The 16,694-nt window shown below is 50.1% G+C and carries 14 protein-coding genes and 1 other RNA gene; 8 read left to right on the forward strand and 7 right to left on the reverse strand.

Features of this window, described 5'->3' with window-relative positions:
* Positions 1-261: 261 nt before the first annotated feature.
* From dinG to N3Z11_RS10955, 4 genes are read left to right on the forward strand one after another with little or no spacing between them, the layout of a single operon-like run.
* Complete coding sequence (dinG, locus tag N3Z11_RS10940) at positions 262-2,307, forward strand: ATP-dependent DNA helicase DinG (RefSeq protein ID WP_260657214.1); 2,046 nt, start codon at positions 262-264, stop codon at positions 2,305-2,307.
* 2 nt (positions 2,308-2,309) lie between these two features.
* A complete protein-coding gene (locus N3Z11_RS10945; protein WP_260657215.1) occupies positions 2,310-3,089 on the forward strand; it encodes a sulfite exporter TauE/SafE family protein in 780 nt (259 codons plus the stop codon).
* The gene (locus N3Z11_RS10950) at positions 3,086-3,733 is read left to right on the forward strand and encodes a primosomal replication protein (RefSeq protein WP_260657216.1); all 648 of its coding nucleotides are present in this window, start codon (positions 3,086-3,088) and stop codon (positions 3,731-3,733) included. Before N3Z11_RS10945 ends, N3Z11_RS10950 begins: the two co-directional genes overlap by 4 nt.
* Complete coding sequence (locus N3Z11_RS10955; protein WP_260657217.1) at positions 3,733-4,689, forward strand: histone deacetylase; 957 nt, start codon at positions 3,733-3,735, stop codon at positions 4,687-4,689. Before N3Z11_RS10950 ends, N3Z11_RS10955 begins: the two co-directional genes overlap by 1 nt.
* Before the next feature lie 103 nt (positions 4,690-4,792).
* Here the strand turns inward: N3Z11_RS10955 and N3Z11_RS10960 are convergent, their stop codons facing one another.
* The gene (locus N3Z11_RS10960; protein ID WP_260657218.1) at positions 4,793-5,908 is read right to left on the reverse strand and encodes a tryptophan 2,3-dioxygenase; all 1,116 of its coding nucleotides are present in this window, start codon (positions 5,906-5,908) and stop codon (positions 4,793-4,795) included.
* 163 nt (positions 5,909-6,071) lie between these two features.
* Here N3Z11_RS10960 and N3Z11_RS10965 point away from each other — a divergent pair, with 163 nt between their 5' ends.
* Both N3Z11_RS10965 and N3Z11_RS10970 read left to right on the forward strand, forming a co-directional pair.
* Positions 6,072-6,377, forward strand: coding sequence for a late competence development ComFB family protein (locus N3Z11_RS10965; RefSeq protein WP_260657219.1), 306 nt, complete (start codon positions 6,072-6,074; stop codon positions 6,375-6,377).
* Positions 6,364-6,582 carry a DUF2496 domain-containing protein gene (locus tag N3Z11_RS10970; protein WP_260657220.1) on the forward strand — a complete coding sequence of 73 codons (219 nt, stop codon included), beginning with the start codon at positions 6,364-6,366 and terminating at the stop codon, positions 6,580-6,582. Before N3Z11_RS10965 ends, N3Z11_RS10970 begins: the two co-directional genes overlap by 14 nt.
* Before the next feature lie 63 nt (positions 6,583-6,645).
* On the opposite strand, the gene ffs is transcribed toward N3Z11_RS10970, so the two are convergent.
* From ffs to N3Z11_RS10985, 3 genes are all read right to left on the reverse strand, one after another.
* Positions 6,646-6,742: signal recognition particle sRNA small type (gene ffs, locus N3Z11_RS10975), an RNA gene on the reverse strand.
* Between the two features lie 88 nt (positions 6,743-6,830).
* Positions 6,831-7,418, reverse strand: a complete 588-nt coding sequence (locus N3Z11_RS10980; protein WP_260657221.1) for a 1-acyl-sn-glycerol-3-phosphate acyltransferase — start codon at positions 7,416-7,418, stop codon at positions 6,831-6,833.
* Between the two features lie 6 nt (positions 7,419-7,424).
* Positions 7,425-8,312, reverse strand: coding sequence for a DUF3014 domain-containing protein (locus N3Z11_RS10985; protein WP_260657222.1), 888 nt, complete (start codon positions 8,310-8,312; stop codon positions 7,425-7,427).
* A 226-nt stretch (positions 8,313-8,538) separates the two neighbouring features.
* On the opposite strand from N3Z11_RS10985, the gene N3Z11_RS10990 reads away from it, so the two are divergent.
* Both N3Z11_RS10990 and N3Z11_RS10995 read left to right on the forward strand, forming a co-directional pair.
* On the forward strand, positions 8,539-9,681 hold the full coding sequence (locus N3Z11_RS10990; protein WP_260657223.1) for a patatin-like phospholipase family protein: 1,143 nt from the start codon (positions 8,539-8,541) through the stop codon (positions 9,679-9,681).
* A gap of 153 nt (positions 9,682-9,834) precedes the next feature.
* Positions 9,835-10,779 carry a GGDEF domain-containing protein gene (locus tag N3Z11_RS10995; protein ID WP_260657224.1) on the forward strand — a complete coding sequence of 315 codons (945 nt, stop codon included), beginning with the start codon at positions 9,835-9,837 and terminating at the stop codon, positions 10,777-10,779.
* On the opposite strand, the gene tilS is transcribed toward N3Z11_RS10995, so the two are convergent.
* From tilS to dnaE, 3 genes are read right to left on the reverse strand one after another with little or no spacing between them, the layout of a single operon-like run.
* The gene (gene tilS / locus N3Z11_RS11000) at positions 10,769-12,139 is read right to left on the reverse strand and encodes a tRNA lysidine(34) synthetase TilS (RefSeq protein WP_260657225.1); all 1,371 of its coding nucleotides are present in this window, start codon (positions 12,137-12,139) and stop codon (positions 10,769-10,771) included. The two genes, N3Z11_RS10995 and tilS, sit on opposite strands and share 11 nt — an antisense overlap.
* Before the next feature lie 59 nt (positions 12,140-12,198).
* On the reverse strand, positions 12,199-13,155 hold the full coding sequence (gene accA, locus N3Z11_RS11005) for an acetyl-CoA carboxylase carboxyl transferase subunit alpha (RefSeq protein ID WP_260657226.1): 957 nt from the start codon (positions 13,153-13,155) through the stop codon (positions 12,199-12,201).
* Between the two features lie 17 nt (positions 13,156-13,172).
* Positions 13,173-16,640: a DNA polymerase III subunit alpha gene (dnaE, locus tag N3Z11_RS11010; RefSeq protein ID WP_260657227.1), complete on the reverse strand. Its 3,468-nt coding sequence runs from the start codon at positions 16,638-16,640 to the stop codon at positions 13,173-13,175.
* Positions 16,641-16,694: the final 54 nt, after the last annotated feature.

Genomic DNA, 16,694 nt, shown 5'->3' on the forward strand with positions numbered 1-16,694 from the left:
GCTTTCAACGGCGTTTTTCCGCCTGCCCCTTTGATGCTTCCAACATACTTTTTTTAGGACAGCCAAATAAAAATCTTAGCAAACAACCACTTAGCTTAGAAAATCAAGAAATAACCCAGATTCGTACACAAATAAGTACAAAGCTCGCTATTATGCAGACTCCCACTGATCAGACCTGCTGAGAAGCTGTCAAAAATCTTATTTGCCTGACCAGTTTTGCCTTTGTACAATGCAGCAACTGTAAATTTATACAGAGTATTTATGCTCAGCAGCGCCAGCAAAAGCCAAATCAAAGCCATTCACCAACAAATCAAAGCCGCACTGCCGGGTTATCAGCCCAGGCCTTCACAAAACAAGCTGGTGGCAGAAATGGCCAATATAGTGGCGGGCAGTTACCACAGTTATGATCGTATCGGCCTGATTGAAGCAGGCACAGGCACAGGTAAATCGCTGGCTTATCTGATGGCGGCTTTACCCTTGGCACTGGAGAAGAAAAAAACGCTGGTTATCGCCACCGCCACTGTGGCGCTGCAAGAGCAGCTGGTGAACAAAGACTTACCCTTTTTTCAACAACACGCCGCTTTACCTTTTGAATTTACGCTGATCAAAGGCCGGCAGCGTTATGCCTGTATTGAAAGGCTGAATCAGCAAATTCAGCAACCAGAATTGCTACCGGCCTGGCTGGATAAAGCCAGTCCGGCTGATTTAGCCAAACTGGCGACAGCCTGGCAGGAAAGGCGTTGGCTCGGTGATAAAGACAGCCTGCCTTTTGCCGTGCCAGACAAACTCTGGTACAGCATTCAGGCAGACAGTTATTATTGCCACAAACAGCACCGAGCCCATCACAACTGCCCTTTTCATCTGGCCAGAGCGGAAATTGACAGCTCTCAGGTGCTGGTGGTGAACCACGCTTTGCTGCTGGCTGATTTAGCCTCGGGCAACAGCATTTTGCCCAAACCCGAAGATTGTATTTATGTGATAGATGAAGCCCATCACCTGGCCGATAGCGGCCGCGACTTTTTTTCCGCTGATGCGCCGCTGAACTTCGACAGCGCAGCCTGGCAACAACAAAGTGAGCAGCTGTATCAGCAGTTGCAAAGTCAGCTGCCACAACACAGCGCTATTAAAGAAACACTGAAGTTGCTCGATTTATCGCAGGATTTTATCGCCACCATCAAACCACTGCAGCAACAGCTGAAAAAACAGCAAAACGACTGGTTTGGCAAAGAGCAACATTATCGTTTTACCGATGCCGTCTTACCTGAGCTGTTTCAGCGTCAGGCCGACACGCTGGCCGAACAAAGCGGAAAATTGCTCTCTTGCATCGAAAAACTGTTTCAGCACCTGCTGGACGCCCAAAAAGACGGCAAGCTAAAAAGTAAACAATTGTTACCGCTGCAACATGAACTACAAAACCTCGAGCAAAAATATACAGCACAGCATCAGCTGTGGCAGCTCTGGTCTGTGCCACAACAGCCGTACGTGAATCAGGCGCGCTGGTTAAGCCGCCATGAACAGCAGCTGAGGGCGCACGCCTGCCCGCTATCAGTCAGTTTTCAGCTGGATGACTTGTTATTTAGCAAAGCCCATGCGGTGCTATTGTGCTCAGCCACCCTCACCTCACTGAATTCCTTTGATTATGCCAAAAGGGAGCTGGGCCTGACTGATCATCCGGGCTTGCAGACCTTGCAGGTTAATTCGCCTTTTGCATACGCCGAACGTGGTGTGATCCATATTCCCAAACTGCGTACTGAACCCACCTCCGATTTATTTACCGACGAGCTGATTGAGGTCTTGCCCAAATACCTCGATAACAGTCAGGGCAATCTGGTGCTGTTTGCCTCTTACTGGCAAATGGAACAAGTGGCGGCAGCCCTTCGCAAACAACACTGGACCTTATTGGTGCAGGGCGAAGCCAGCCGGCAGTCGCTGCTGGATTTACACAAAATGAAAATTGAAGGCGGTGGTGGCAGTATCTTATTTGGCACCCAAAGCTTTTCTGAAGGCCTGGATTTGCCGGGGAAACTGCTAACTAATCTGATTATTACCAAACTGCCTTTTGCTGTACCGACCAGTCCATTTGAAGAGGCCATGGCCGAAGCAGTCACCAAAAGAGGCGGCAATCCGTTTTTGCAACTGACAGTGCCTGCCGCTGCGAAAAAACTGGTGCAATCCTGTGGTAGACTGCTGCGCCAGGAGCAGGATCAGGGCCGGATCGTGATCCTGGACCGGCGTTTGGTCACCAAATCATACGGCAGTGCCATGCTCAAAGCCTTGCCGCCTTTTCGCCAACAGATTGACGGATAACCATGGAATTTGTATTAGACCCCACAGTCATGCTGCTACTGTGTAGTGTGGCCTTTCTTGCCGGTTTTATTGACGCTATAGCCGGCGGCGGTGGCCTGCTGACAGTGCCGGCTTTGCTGACTGCTGGTTTACCACCGCATCTGGTGCTTGGTACCAATAAGCTGGCCGCTACCTTTGGTTCTTTAACCGCTTCTGTCACTTATTACCGCAAAAAATTGTTTGACCCTTATTACTGGCGCCACGCGCTCATTGCCACCGCCATCGGTGCCTGTATTGGTGTGCTGGTGGTGGACCAAATCAGTAAAAGTACCCTGGAAAAAGTGCTGCCGGTGCTGATCCTCATTGCCGCCATTTACAGTCTATTTGCCAAAGTACAGGCCGATGATCAGCTGCAACTGCCAAGAGACACCCCTAAGAATCGCTGGAGCCAAAGATTACAGGGGCTTGGCCTTGGTTTTTACGATGGCATTGCCGGACCTGGCACCGGCTCGTTCTGGATGGTGTCGACTATGGCGCTGTATAAAATTAATTTGCTGCTGACCAGCGGTGTCGCCCGTTCGATGAATTTTGTCTCCAATGGTTTTGCTTTGGTGACTTTTGCCGTGCTCGGCCATATTCATTACCAACTTGGTATTGCGATGGGGCTTTGTCTGATGGTTGGCTCTTATTTTGGTGCCCATACCGCCATCCGTTTTGGCAGCAAGCTGATTAAACCGCTGTTTATGCTGATGGTGATGGCCATTGCATTGCGGCTGATTTGGCAAACCTGGATCAACCCATGAGCCAACCCACACAACTAGCGACACTGGAGCAACAACTGCTGCAACTGGCCAAGCAGGCCAGTCGTATTGATGAAGCAGCACCGGCCTGGCAACGCCGTGACTGGTTTGACTCTGAGCTTTTTCAATGTCATTCGCCTCAGTTGCTTGATTATGTGCAGGAAGCAATGCAGTTGTTAAAAAGGCTGCAAGGTTCGTTGCAACAAAGGTCACAGCAACCAAGTCAGCAGCGAAGCAGCGGCGATTATCAGTTGATACAACAACAAAACCAACAGCGCCTTGCCGTTAAACTGGCCGCACAAATGCAGGCGCTTAGCCGTGCTTTTGCCTGTCTGGATATCCGAAAACGCGAAAACGGTAAATGGCGCCCGGCCAAGGCTGCCAAAACTGCAGCTACGGCGCCGCAGCGCCACAAAGCAGGTCAACTGTTGGCAGAACTTGGCGGCACTCATCAGGCTTTGTATCAAAAACTCAGCGAAACCCATGAATTCGAACGCCGGCTGCTGCAGATGATCCACGAAGCTGCGCAGCAGCAACAAGCGCCTGAGCTACAGCTGGCGTTGCACGCCAGACTTGGCCGCTGCCGCAAAGCCATCAGTCAGCTCGAAGCCGAAATTCAGTGGCTGGAACAAAAAAGAGAACGCTGATGCACTGGCCCGCCCTTATTTATCATTCTTGTTACAGTGAACTGCAACTGCCACCCAATCACCGTTATCCTATTGGCAAGTACCGTGCTTTATATCAGGCTCTGCAACAGGCGGGCGTGCCGCAAAGCTGCTTTACGGCCGCTCTGCCTGCTACTGAACAGCAACTGGCGCTGGTGCATCAGACGGATTACATCGATTCACTACAACAGGGTCACATCGATGCCAAAGCAATGCGCCGTATCGGTTTTCCCTGGTCGCCAGAACTGTATCGGCGCAGTCTGCAGTCGGTCGGTGGCACTATCAAAACCGCCCAACTCGCCATGGCGCAGGGTTTAGCCCTGCATTTAAGCGGCGGTTATCACCATGCTTTTGCCGGCGAAGGCAGCGGTTTTTGCTTATTTAATGATTTGGCAATAGCAGCAAAAGTGCTGCAGCAACAAGGCGTTGATAAGATTCTGATTTTTGACTGCGACGTGCATCAGGGCGATGGTACTGCACTGATTTTCCAAACTGATCGACAAATCATTACAGCCTCTTTGCATGGCGATAAAAATTTTCCGGCGCGTAAACAACAATCTGACTGGGATCTGGCGCTGCCCAATGCCACTGACGATGGCGCTTATCTGGAAGCTGTGCAGCAAAGCCTGGATTATCTGCTGGCTTTACATCAGCCGGATTTGGTGTTGTACGACGCTGGCGTGGATATTCATCAAAATGACGATTTAGGGCTACTGCATATCAGTACCGAAGCCGTGCTGGCGCGCGACAGTTATGTCGTGAATAGCTGCCGCGACCGCCAGATTGCGCTGGCCGCTGTGATTGGCGGTGGTTATCAGCGTGATTTAACAGCGTTGACTGCCGTGCACCTGCAACTTTTTAAAGCCGCATTTGATAGCAGGCACTTACCCCATCAAATAGACCAGGTGTTGGCGCTAAGCGCCGTCAGCTCAGCCTGACTGAATAACCACACTTTGACCGACAGAAAAAAGCCCGGGCAGAGGCCCGGGCTTTTAATTGACGAACTTTAGCTATCAGCTGGCTTTGGGCCATAGGACTTTTTTAAGGCACAACCTCGGCGTTTTCGCTACCTGCAAAATAAAAACCAAGCTGACGTTTCACCGCTGAAGGCAATAACGGCAGGCTGGCTTTGGGCACCAAAAAAGTGGCCATATTAAACAAGTCAGTGAAAATACGGTTTTTTTCTGTAGTGCGTTTTAAATAATCGTGCCCTGAAGAACCACCGGTGCCAATTTTGGTGCCCAACATCCGCTGCACCATCATGGCGTGTTTGTAACGCCAAATGGTAAAGTGCTCGTCAATTTCGGTCAGGCAAGTCAGCACCTGGAATGGCAGGTTAAATACCGGCTCTTCCTGATACAAACTGATAAAAAGTGCCGCCAGCATAGCGCGCTGACTCAGTCTGAAAGTGCCTTCCTGTTGTAATTGCTGATACTTAGAGTTGTCGAGCAAGGCGGCAAATTTGGCGCGGGTTTTCTCTATTTCATCCAGCTGCATCTGCCGTTCATGCTCGGCGATTTGAATAATAGAACGTACTGTCAGCTCGTCTTCATTGAGCATCTGTGCTGTGGTGTGCTGATACATCTGCCAGAAGCTGAAATCACCAAACTCCAGAAATGGCATGCGTTCCAGCCATTTTTCTACCTGCTCAAACAAACTTGGCTGTTGCTCTAAACTTTCCAGAAACAAACGGTCTTTTTCATTCAGGCGGCTGTAAAACGAGTTTTTATCAAAGTCGATACGATAACCGCTTTTTAAACCCAGACCAATTTCCAGCATTTTAAACTGCACACTCTGAAAGCCAGAAGCCGGCACCAGATAGTCGCGAAACGACATAAAATCCTGCGGTGTCATGGTTTCCATCACACCAATTTGCTGATTCATCAGCTGCTGAATGGTGATAATGCGTTTTAACTTATGCACCACGCCGGTCAGTTGTTCATCTTTCACCACATCGGCGGCAAATACACTCAGCACGGCTTTTAACTCGTGCAGCACCTGCTTAAACCACAGCTCATACACCTGGTGCACAATGATAAATAAAGTTTCGTCATGGGCTTCGGTGCCATATTTGGCACTTTCAGTGGCCTGCGCCGTCAGAATTTTATCCAGCTGCAGGTAATCACCGTAATAACATGGCGTAGTATTTTTTTGCATAACAAGAAGTTCCGGCCTATGGCCTTAATTGCGACCCTGCATTGTAGCAGCGGCTTTCCCCTGTTGTCAGCTTTGGGAGCTGTGGCATTTTCAGCCATTAATGTTTATGCTTAGCCGAACAAAAAAACCAGTCCGGTCAAAAGCTTTGACCAGGGAGCAGTGAATGAAACTACATGACGATATCCATAACTATTATGAAAAACTGATGCTGGACCACCTGATGGAACTGGGGCTGGATGAAGAGCATGACAGTGAATATCTGGCCGATTTATGTTGCATTGTGCTCAACCAGTTACCTTGCAAATATATTCGTTATGAAGTGGATATGGCGTTTTACCTGCCCCAGACTGAACGTTTTGAGATGGTCACCCGCGTCAAGGAAGCTGTTGCTAAAGCGCGCAGTTTTTTAGACAGCCCGGACAATAAAAAAATACCACAAGCCCCGCAAGCAACTGATGTTGAAGCCTGAAGAATCAACTAAACCTGTAGAAAGCAATAAGCCTGTGCCGCTGGCGCAGGCGCCCACCGAAGTGCAGCTGGCTGTTGATCTGATTATGTTATTGGAGCAACAACAGCTGCCACCCGCCACAGTACTTGCCGCTCTGGCGATAGTGCACAAAGATTTTCAGCGACAGCTCGTTTTGACCAGTACAACAAATAAAGCAGAAAAATAACGGCTTTTACCTGGACAATCTGGGTGATGTTTTACAAGGGTTACAGAGGGGGTTGGGTGGTAGCCTTACCAGCCACATCCCGGCACATACGTCATACGCTGCGGCTGCTTCCTTCCGGACCTGACCGGGTTCACGTACTAGTATTGCGGGAGGACCAATAAGGCCACCATAGTGTCGTCAGAAAAGCCCATAGGGCTTGCTGACAATGCGGGCGCATTATGCTTAAAACTTGCCGCCTGTGCAAGGCATTATGCAAATTCCGGATTTTTTGCCTGCATTTGCTGAAAAAACAACCGCATCTGCGCGCAATCCTGTTCAAAACTCTCCCCCGGCAGCATCACAGGGCCAAACACCAGTTGTTTGCTGGCAAAATCCAGCCCCAACAGCTGAATAGGTACTTGCGCCTGTTTGGCAATTTGCCAGAATCCGGAGCGGTATTGGCTGACTTTACGCCGGGTGCCTTCCGGTGCCACCCCTAAAATCAGCTGTGGTTGCTGTTGAAACTCCGCCACTATTTGGGTCACCACACCATGAGCACTGTCGCGGCGCACCGGAATGCCACCCCAACGCAATAACCAATGACGCAGTGGCCAGACAAAAATACTGTGTTTGCCTAAAAAGGAGATTTTTACACCAAGCGCCAGACTGGCCGCCATCGCCACCACAAAATCCCAGTTGGAGGTATGAGGGGCTACCGCCACCACAAACTTGGGCACTGCCGGCAGCTCCCCCCGGATTGACCAGCCGAGTTTGGTTAATAACCAGCGGCCAAAACGCTGTGCTCTGTCGCTGTGGTGACGGGGGGCCATTGCCGGCAGTTGTGGCCAGTGCTGCATCAGTTGTTACCTTTTGGCAAGCAGTGGCTGATAAGCCGCCAGCAACAGTTTTAAACGCTGCTGATTTTTCTGACCCAGCCTTATCATCTGTTTAGCGGCAAGACCCAGCTGTTCAAGCTCGGCATCAGCAAAAGAATATTGCACTGAATCCAGCACTAACATCGGGCTGTCTGCCACTTCAGGCGCTGCCAGCAACACTTTAATAGCCTGCTGCACTCTGTCGCGGAATTGTTGCTCCGGATAACCCAGTTCCTGATATGCCGACTGCATCAGCGGATACAGCTGGTTAAACAACGTAACCACCTGCTCTTTGGGTGCACTTTCCAGCAGGTCCAGATACAGGTTGTAACGGGCATAGTTGGCACTATCAAGCTGATACTGAGCACCATTTTTTACCACTTTAAAATCCTGTTTTAATCCTTTAAAAATGCCTTGTTGCGGCACCAGTTGGCCCTGGGCAATGTTGTCAACCTGCACCACAAAACGGCGGATCATTTCTTCGTTGACAAAAAGCGCGGCTAAACCTGGTTTCCAGTTCAGCTTTAATAATTCCTGTTGTACCAAAGCGTCTGACTCATCAAGTGCGGGCAATGATGGCAGCGGAACCACTTCCTGCTCGGCCGGCAAAGTTTGTCCGTCCACTCCGGCATCAGCGGCCTGAGCACTGATTTCATCCACTGGTTCTTCGGTTGCGCTTAACACATCTTCCGGCTCTTTAACCGGCGCAGGCGCGGTTTCAGCCACTGGCGGTGCAACGGCAGTCACTGGTTTTGGCGCTGGTTCCGGCTCTGGCTTTAATAAATACCAGGCGCTGGCGGCAATGATCGCCAACAACACCACAGGAGCCAGCCAATTGTTGTTTTTTGGCTGTTGTCCGGTTTTTTGCTCGCTCATGTTATTTCCCCCATCGCACACTAAAAAGTTGCATTGTTATCTTGTGTTTACTCTACCTGATCCACCGGGTCCTTACCACGACTCTGATAGGCTAAGTACTTGGTTGTGGTGAAAAAGACCACAAAAAGCCAGATAAATTCACAATCAAAAGCGCGGCGTTGCTTTGTCGGATAAAGTCAGTAATAGTTAGCAAATACCCTCTTGTTGTCAGGTCTTTTTTTGCTGTATGACAAACCACAAAACCAATAAAAAAGTTGCCTTGTTACTGACAGGTGGCGGCGCCAGAGCCGCCTATCAGGTTGGTGTGCTCAAAGCCATAGCCCAGCAGTATCCACGAAATAGTAAAGTACCTTTTCAGATCGTCTGCGGCACCTCAGCCGGCGCTATTAACGGCACCGCAGTGGCCTGTTATGCCAGCTGTTTTCATTTAGGGGTGCGTAAACTGGAATGGGTGTGGAAAAACTTTCACACCAGCCATGTGTATTATTCCGATTATCTGCGTGCCACTTATCATTTGGTGCGCGGTTTTTTAAGCGCGTTTCAGGCCGATTATGCCAATCATAAACCGGTGTCTTTACTGGATAACAAACCGCTGAAATTACTGCTGAATGAACTGCTGGATTTAAAACGGCTGGACCGCAACATTATGGGCGGTTATCTCGATAGTGTGTCTGTGACCACCAGCTGTTATAACAGCGGCGATTCAATTACCTTTTTCCAATCCAGAGATGCCGAAGAATGGCAAAGGTCGCGCCGTTGTGGTCAACGCACTTTATTGGGTATTCATCATCTGATGGCGTCAGCTGCTATTCCGCTGGTGATGCCGTCGGTGCGGATTAACCAGCATTATTATGGCGATGGCTCGGTCAATCAGTTGTCGCCACTCAGTGCCCCTATTCATCTGGGCGCAGATAAAATTCTGATCATTGGCCTGGAACAACCGCGTAAATACGACGCCACCCAGCAATTGCCACATCACCCGAATGTATCCACTATTGCCGGCCATTTACTGGACAGTATTTTTTCAGACACCCTGACCGCCGATTTGGAGCGGATGGAAAGGGTGAATAAAACCATCCGCACCCTGAACGAACATCAGATCCAAAGTGAACTAAAGCCGATCCAGAGCCTGCTCATTAATCCGTCTACCAATTTTAATCAGCTGGCCAGTGAACATTTTCTGGCTTTGCCAATGGCGGTGCGCTCGTTATTGCGCACTATCGGCATTAAACAACATTCAGATTCGAGTCTCGCCAGTTATCTGCTCTTTGAAAAATCCTTTACCCGCCGCCTGATTGAACTGGGATATGAAGATGGCATCCGGCAAATGGATCAAATCATGGCGCTGTTAACCCCAGAGCAGCACTAAGCTGGCAGCAGCGGGCATAAATTTGCCGTCAAAAAGTCGTCTGTTCCCGGCAATATCCAATGTTAAATAGCTAAGCTGCTGTATTTCATCATCATTACAGAGTGGCACAAAACCTGCTTTGCTCAGTTATCATTCGATCACAGGAGCAAGCTGATGGATATGTTCAGCTTCCACGATATGTCGTTGGATCATGTGCCAAGTTATGCCGGCATTGCCAGCAAGCCCAACTGGTCTGCGCTGACCAGTACCGTTGGCCCTGGCCTGGTGGAGCAACTGCAAACCAGCCTGGATCTGGCACAACAATTACAAATTTTCTCGATGGCCGCCGGCAAAATTCTGCCGATTGCCACTTTGGAAATGCACACTGCTGTGGGGATCTTCCGCGCGCCCGGCTCTTATCCGGCCAGCCAGGAATACCGCAGTATGCTGGTGTTAAACGATCAATGCCTGGCCGAGCTGGTGTACCAAAGTGAAAGCAGCTTTAGTCCGCTGATTCAGCGGCGTTTGCTGGAGCTGGAAACCCAATGGCTATTTGCCCTGCGTAATGCGCTGGTGGTCACCCGCCTGCAACAGCTGGCGCTCAGAGACACCTTAACAGGCCTTGGTAATCGCCGGTTTTTTGACGATTCCTTTAGCAAAACTGTATTAATGGCCGAGCGCAAACAACAAGGTTGTGCGCTGATTTTGCTGGATTTGGATAACTTTAAGCCGGTCAATGATAATCACGGTCACCATGCCGGCGATGAAGTTTTACTGGCGGTGGCCGATGCAATGCGTAGCACACTGAGAGTGAGCGATAATTTATTCCGTTTTGGCGGTGATGAATTTGCCGTGTTATTAACAGCTGAAGATGCCCAGAGTGCCGAGCTGGTGGCGCACAGGTTAGTTAAAGCCATTAGCCAGCATCATATTTGTGAAAAATTTATGGTGTCGGCCAGTGCCGGTTTAGCGCAGCTCAATCCGGGCGAAAGCAGTAAGTTGTTGTTTGCAAGGGCAGATCAGGCGTTATATCAGGCCAAGCAAAGTGGCAAAAATGCCGTGCGTCAGGCACCTATACAAACAGCAATCACCGAAGTGGCGGAGCTGATTAAAGCTTAACCAGCGCCGCCTGTTTGAGCAGAAGCCAGCTTTTGGCTTCTGCCGCAGCGCAACTACTGGCGTAACCCGGCACCCCTACTATTTGCTGCCCGGCAACAATGAGCGGCACAGCGCCACGTTGCCAGGGCGGCACCTGCCATAGCTGCAACCATTGTTTCAGTGGTTTGTGCATGCTTGCCCCTGCCGGCTTAAATTTTCGGCTAAAACCACCAAACTCCAGCCGGAGTGGCTCTGTGATGCCAACCGGCAGCGGCAAGCTGGCCGAAGATAAATCTTCTGCGCTGATAGTTTCCCGCCAGCAAAAGATTCTGCCATCTTGGAGCTGAAGCTGCTGTCCGGCTTTTAGCAACAATGTTGCTGTGTCATTTTGCTGCAACTGCATCATGGCTAAATCGGCGGCAGTAAACAGATACAGCTGCTGCTGATAACGACGCAGTTCAATATCACCAAGCCGGAGCAAGGGCTTCGCATCCGCTTTGGCCGCGATCAGATGATCCAGCAACTCAGTCAGTACAACGCTTGACGGATTTACACCAAATTGTTGTAAAAAAGCCCGCAACAACAGCTGTTGTACCGGCAACGGATGTTGTTGTAGCCCCGACAAATTCAGCTGCTGCTGTTGTTGCAGCTCTGCCAATAAAGGTTGCAGCAGATAATCATTGGCCTGCTGCATCTCACCGAGCAGCTGCATACTGCGGCTGCTGGTTTTGGCGATGGCGGGAAATCGTTGGATCAGCGCCGGCAAAACTTCTAAACGCAAGAAATTACGGTCAAAAGCCGGGTTCTGATTACTTTCATCCTGAATAAAAGGCACTGCAGCAGCCTCTGCCAGTTCTGAGAGTTCTTCACGGCTAAAATCCAGTAAAGGCCGCACTAACCAGCCAGCAGCAAAAGCTTGCTGCGCCGCAATGCCGGCAAGACCAGCTACACCACTGCCGCGTTTTAGCGCCAGCAATAAAGTTTCCAGCTGATCATCGGCATGATGGGCGGTACAAAGCGCAGTATCTGGCGTTAACACATAAGACTTCAGCACCTGATAACGGGCGCTGCGCGCTTTGGCTTCCAGATTATCACTGCCACTGAGCTGCACTTTTTCACAGGCAAAAGGCAGCTGTAACAAGGCACACTGCGCAGCACAAAAATCAGCCCAGGCGCTGGCATTGGGACTTAAACCATGGTGCACATATACGGCTTTCAGCGCTCGGCCGGCCTGCTGTTGTTGCCAGTGTTTCAGCAGATACAACAGCAGCATCGAATCCAGACCACCACTGAGCGCCAATACCACCTGATGACAACCAAGGGCATTGAGTTTTTGCGTGATGCGCTCGAGCATGGGTGCTGCGGTGGCGGGTAATAACATGGATACTCTTCATATAAAAAAAGCCGCTTGAAGCGGCTTTTTATATCACAAGCTGTGATTTAGCAATAACCAAAGGCCATCAGACGTTTATAACGACGGTCAAGCAGCTCAGGCACCGACATTTTGTCGAGCTTGGCTAAATCGCGGATCAGCGCCTGTTTTAAACTGGCTGCCATCTGCTCGTGAGCACGGTGCGCGCCGCCTAATGGCTCAGCAATCACTTCGTCAATCAGACCCAGCTCTTTAATCCGGGCTGCGGTAATGCCCATGGCGTCAGCTGCCAGCGGCGCTTTTTCCGCGCTTTTCCATAAAATGGAGGCACAACCTTCAGGTGAAATCACCGAATAAGTGCTGTATTGCAGCATGTTGACCTGATCGCCCACACCAATGGCCAGAGCACCACCTGAACCACCTTCACCAATCACAGTACAGATCACCGGCACTTTTAAGCCGGCCATCACTTTTAAGTTACGGGCTATGGCTTCACTCTGACCACGCTCTTCAGCGCCAATACCAGGGTAAGCGCCAGGCGTGTCAATAAAAGTAATGATCGGCATATTAAAACGCTCAGCCATTTCGAACATTCTGAGCGCTTTACGATAACCTTCAGGGCGTGGCATGCCAAAGTTACGTTTGATTTTTTCGTGGGTGTCGCGGCCTTTCTGGTGACCAATCACCATCACAGTACGTTCACCTAAACGGGCAGTACCACAGACAATAGCGGCATCATTGGCAAAAGCACGGTCGCCGGCCAGTTCGTCAAAATCAGTAAAAATATGTTTGATGTAATCCAGTGTGTAAGGACGCATTGGATGACGGGCTAACTGCGCAACCTGCCAGGCGCCCAGTTCAGCAAAAATCTTTTTGGTCAGTGTCAGGCTTTTTTCTTTAAGCTTGTTCACTTCTTCTTCCAAGCCGAGATCAAAATCTCCGTTACGGCTGACTTTGCGCAGTTCTTCTATTTTTGCTTCAAGTTCCGCAATCGGTTGCTCAAACTCTAAATAATTCAGCATCATCGACTGTCACTACCTACCTAATTAAATTCAAGTTGTATTGTTGCTAATTGTTTTAACTGATGCAACAAAGCGTCTGTGGGCGTCACCCACCATTCTGTGCCCAGTGTCATGGTTATTGCGCCTTCAGGCCGCTGATAACGCAATTGCACCGGTACTGTGCCGGCTTTAAATTCTGCCAGCACCTGTTGTAATCTGGTTAAATAATCCGGTCCTGTCTGCGCCGAATCTACGGTGATAAACAACGACTTCAGACATTTTTCCCTGGCCTCTGTGATCTCAACCACCTCGCGGCCGGTCATTGTAAGGCCACCGCTGAAATCATCAAAGCTGACCTGTCCGGAAATCACCAAAACCTTGTCTTTTTGCAGCAGATGCTCGAAGTTCTCGAACTGTTCGGGGAAAAAACGAACATCTAACCGCGCTGATTTGTCATCCAGCTGCACCAAAGCCCAACGCCGGCCTTTTTTGTTGATCAGTACCCGTACCGACACCACTAAACCACAGGCTTTGACGGTTTGGTCGCGCCGGCCCGGTTGCATCTCCACTAAGCGGCAACTGGCGTAATGTGGCAATTCTGCCAGATAACGGTTAATAGGGTGACCTGTTAAATACAAGCCAAGGGTTTCACGCTCCCCTTCCAGCCAGACTTCATCCGGCCAAATCGGCACCTGTTTAAAGGCTTTGGCCGCCATTTGTGGCTCTGGCGCCAATAAACCAAATAAATCACTTTGGCCCACAGCTTCGGCTTTGGCATGTTGTTCCGCCGCCTTCATTGCTTCTTCCAGGCTCGCCATAGTGGCAGCTCTGTGTGGCCCGAGTTTATCCATAGCACCGGATAAAATCAGTTTTTCAATGACACGGCGATTGAGTTTTTTCAGGTCGACCTTGGCGCAAAAATCGAATAAATCAACAAAAGCGCCCTTTTGCGTGCGGGCTTCAATAATGGCTTCAATCGGGCCTTCACCCACCCCTTTAATAGCCCCAATGCCATAAACGATATGGCCTTGTTCATTGACGGTGAACTTATATAAACCTTCGTTCACATCAGGCGGAATCAGCTTGAGCTTCATATGCTCACACTCATCCACCAGGGTGACGATTTTATCTGTGTTGTCCATATCGGCCGACATCACCGCCGCCATAAACTCGGCAGGATAATGGGCTTTCATCCATAAGGTTTGATAAGACACCAGCGCATAAGCGGCGGAGTGAGACTTGTTAAAACCATAACCTGCGAACTTCTCTACCAAATCGAAGATTTTCATCGCAAGTTCTGGGTCTACTCCGTTAGCGGCAGCTCCGTTCTGGAAGGTATCGCGCTGCTTGGCCATCTCTTCAGGTTTTTTCTTACCCATAGCACGGCGTAATAAATCGGCGCCGCCCAGTGAATAACCGGACAGCACCTGCGCTATCTGCATTACCTGCTCCTGATACAGGATAATGCCGTAGGTCGGTTCCAGAATGGGTTTGAGCGATTCATGCTGCCAGGTAGCATCCGGATAAGAAATGGCTTCGCGGCCGCGTTTACGGTCGATAAAGTTATCTACCATGCCCGACTGCAAAGGGCCTGGGCGGAACAGCGCCACCAAAGCTATCATGTCTTCAAAACAGTCGGGTTGCAGACGGCGGATCAAATCTTTCATACCACGGGATTCAAGCTGGAATACCGCTGTGGTTTCCGCTTTCATCAGCATGTCGTAACTTTTTTTATCCACCAGCGGAATTTGCGTGATATCCACCGGCGGTTTGCCTTCTTTTTGGTGCCGCTCGTTCACCATATTGACCGCCCACTGCAAAATAGTGAGGGTGCGAAGACCTAAGAAGTCGAATTTAACAAGACCTGCGTATTCAACGTCATTTTTATCAAACTGGGTAACAGGGTTATTGCCTTCGCTGTCACAATAAACAGGCGCAAAGTCGGTGATTTTAGTCGGCGCTATCACCACACCACCGGCGTGTTTACCGGCGTTTCGGGTCACGCCTTCGAGGCGGCGCGCCATATCAATTAAGTCTTTGACTTCAGAGTCGGCAGCATAAAGCTCAGGCAAGCGTGGCTCTTCAATAAAAGCCTGCTCCAGCGTCATCCCTGGCGTGGGAGGAATCAGTTTAGAAATACGGTCAACAAAACCATAAGGATGGCCCAGCACCCGGCCGACGTCACGAATAACCGCTTTGGCCGCCATGGTACCAAAGGTAATAATTTGCGACACCGCCTCGCGGCCGTACATGTCAGAAACGTGTTCAATCACCTCGTCGCGTCTGTCCATACAGAAGTCGACGTCAAAGTCGGGCATCGACACCCGCTCCGGATTTAAGAACCGTTCAAACAGCAGGTCAAACTCAAGTGGGTCTAAGTCGGTGATTTTCAGCGCATAAGCCACCAGAGAACCGGCACCAGAGCCCCGGCCCGGGCCCACCGGAATATCGTTATCCTTCGACCACTGAATAAACTCCATCACCACCAGGAAGTAACCAGGGAAACCCATCTGGTTAATCACGTCGAGTTCAATTTGCAAGCGCTCGTCGTATTCACCGCGTTTTTCTGCCCTGACTTTTTCATCCGGAAACAGAATTTTTAACCGCTCTTCCAGGCCTTCACGCGATTTGAGTACCAGAAAGTCGGCATCTGTCATGCCGCCGGTGGGAAATGCCGGCAGGAAATATTCGCCTAAGCGGATAGTAACATTACAACGTTTGGCAATTTCCACTGAGTTGGCAAGGGCTTCCGGGATATCAGCAAACAGCGCCTGCATTTCTTCCACAGAGCGTAAATACTGCTGCTCACTATAATTTTTGGGCCGGCGTTTATCTTCCAGCGTATAACCATCGTGAATCGCCACCCGGATTTCATGGGCAGAAAAATCGTCCGGCGTTAAAAACACCACTTCGTTGGTGGCTACCACCGGCAGGCCGGTGTCTTCTGCCAGCGTCACCGCCTGCTGGATATAAATCTCTTCATCAACCCGGCCGGTGCGAATAAGCTCGAGGAAAAACCGCTCCGGAAAATGCTGCTGATAAAAAGCCACCAGCTGCTCTGTGCTGCTTTTATTGCCTTTGATCAAAGCTTTGCCAAGCGGGCCATCTTTGCCACCTGACAGCACAATTAAGCCAGGGCTGTGCTCTATCAGCCAGTCGTGGTCAATCTGTGGTTTATCCGCCACATGACCCCGTAAATAAGCTTTGGACAACAACATGGTCAGGTTCTGATAACCTTCGTTGTCTGCGGCCAGCACTAACAAACGACAGGCTTCGCCAGGGAACAGCGGATGCTGCACATAAAGGTCGGCACCCACTATAGGTTTAATGCCGGCATCGTGGGCTGTACTGTAAAACCGTACTAAACCACACATATTCATCTGATCAGTCAAAGCTAAAGCCGGCATTGCCTGTTTTTTGGCAGCACCCACTATAGGTTTGATTTTACTTAAGCCGTCCACCATCGAAAAATCGCTGTGCACGCGCAGATGAATAAATCCGGGTTCCATCACATTACCTTTTCAAACTGCTTTGACGCACTTGCCAGCGCTGCACATTAAATT

Source organism: Rheinheimera sp. 4Y26 (assembly GCF_025245835.1).
Classification (GTDB): domain Bacteria; phylum Pseudomonadota; class Gammaproteobacteria; order Enterobacterales; family Alteromonadaceae; genus Pararheinheimera.

Coding starts and splice junctions, on each gene's coding strand:
- N3Z11_RS10995 (WP_260657224.1), top strand. CDS start 9,835: ATGGATATGTTCAGCTTCCACGATATGTCGTTGGATCATGTGCCAAGT.
- accA (WP_260657226.1), bottom strand. CDS start 13,155: ATGATGCTGAATTATTTAGAGTTTGAGCAACCGATTGCGGAACTTGAA.
- tilS (WP_260657225.1), bottom strand. CDS start 12,139: ATGTTATTACCCGCCACCGCAGCACCCATGCTCGAGCGCATCACGCAA.
- N3Z11_RS10950 (WP_260657216.1), top strand. CDS start 3,086: ATGAGCCAACCCACACAACTAGCGACACTGGAGCAACAACTGCTGCAA.
- N3Z11_RS10965 (WP_260657219.1), top strand. CDS start 6,072: ATGAAACTACATGACGATATCCATAACTATTATGAAAAACTGATGCTG.
- N3Z11_RS10970 (WP_260657220.1), top strand. CDS start 6,364: ATGTTGAAGCCTGAAGAATCAACTAAACCTGTAGAAAGCAATAAGCCT.
- N3Z11_RS10960 (WP_260657218.1), bottom strand. CDS start 5,908: ATGCAAAAAAATACTACGCCATGTTATTACGGTGATTACCTGCAGCTG.
- N3Z11_RS10990 (WP_260657223.1), top strand. CDS start 8,539: ATGACAAACCACAAAACCAATAAAAAAGTTGCCTTGTTACTGACAGGT.
- dnaE (WP_260657227.1), bottom strand. CDS start 16,640: ATGGAACCCGGATTTATTCATCTGCGCGTGCACAGCGATTTTTCGATG.
- N3Z11_RS10985 (WP_260657222.1), bottom strand. CDS start 8,312: ATGAGCGAGCAAAAAACCGGACAACAGCCAAAAAACAACAATTGGCTG.
- N3Z11_RS10945 (WP_260657215.1), top strand. CDS start 2,310: ATGGAATTTGTATTAGACCCCACAGTCATGCTGCTACTGTGTAGTGTG.
- N3Z11_RS10980 (WP_260657221.1), bottom strand. CDS start 7,418: ATGCAGCACTGGCCACAACTGCCGGCAATGGCCCCCCGTCACCACAGC.
- dinG (WP_260657214.1), top strand. CDS start 262: ATGCTCAGCAGCGCCAGCAAAAGCCAAATCAAAGCCATTCACCAACAA.
- N3Z11_RS10955 (WP_260657217.1), top strand. CDS start 3,733: ATGCACTGGCCCGCCCTTATTTATCATTCTTGTTACAGTGAACTGCAA.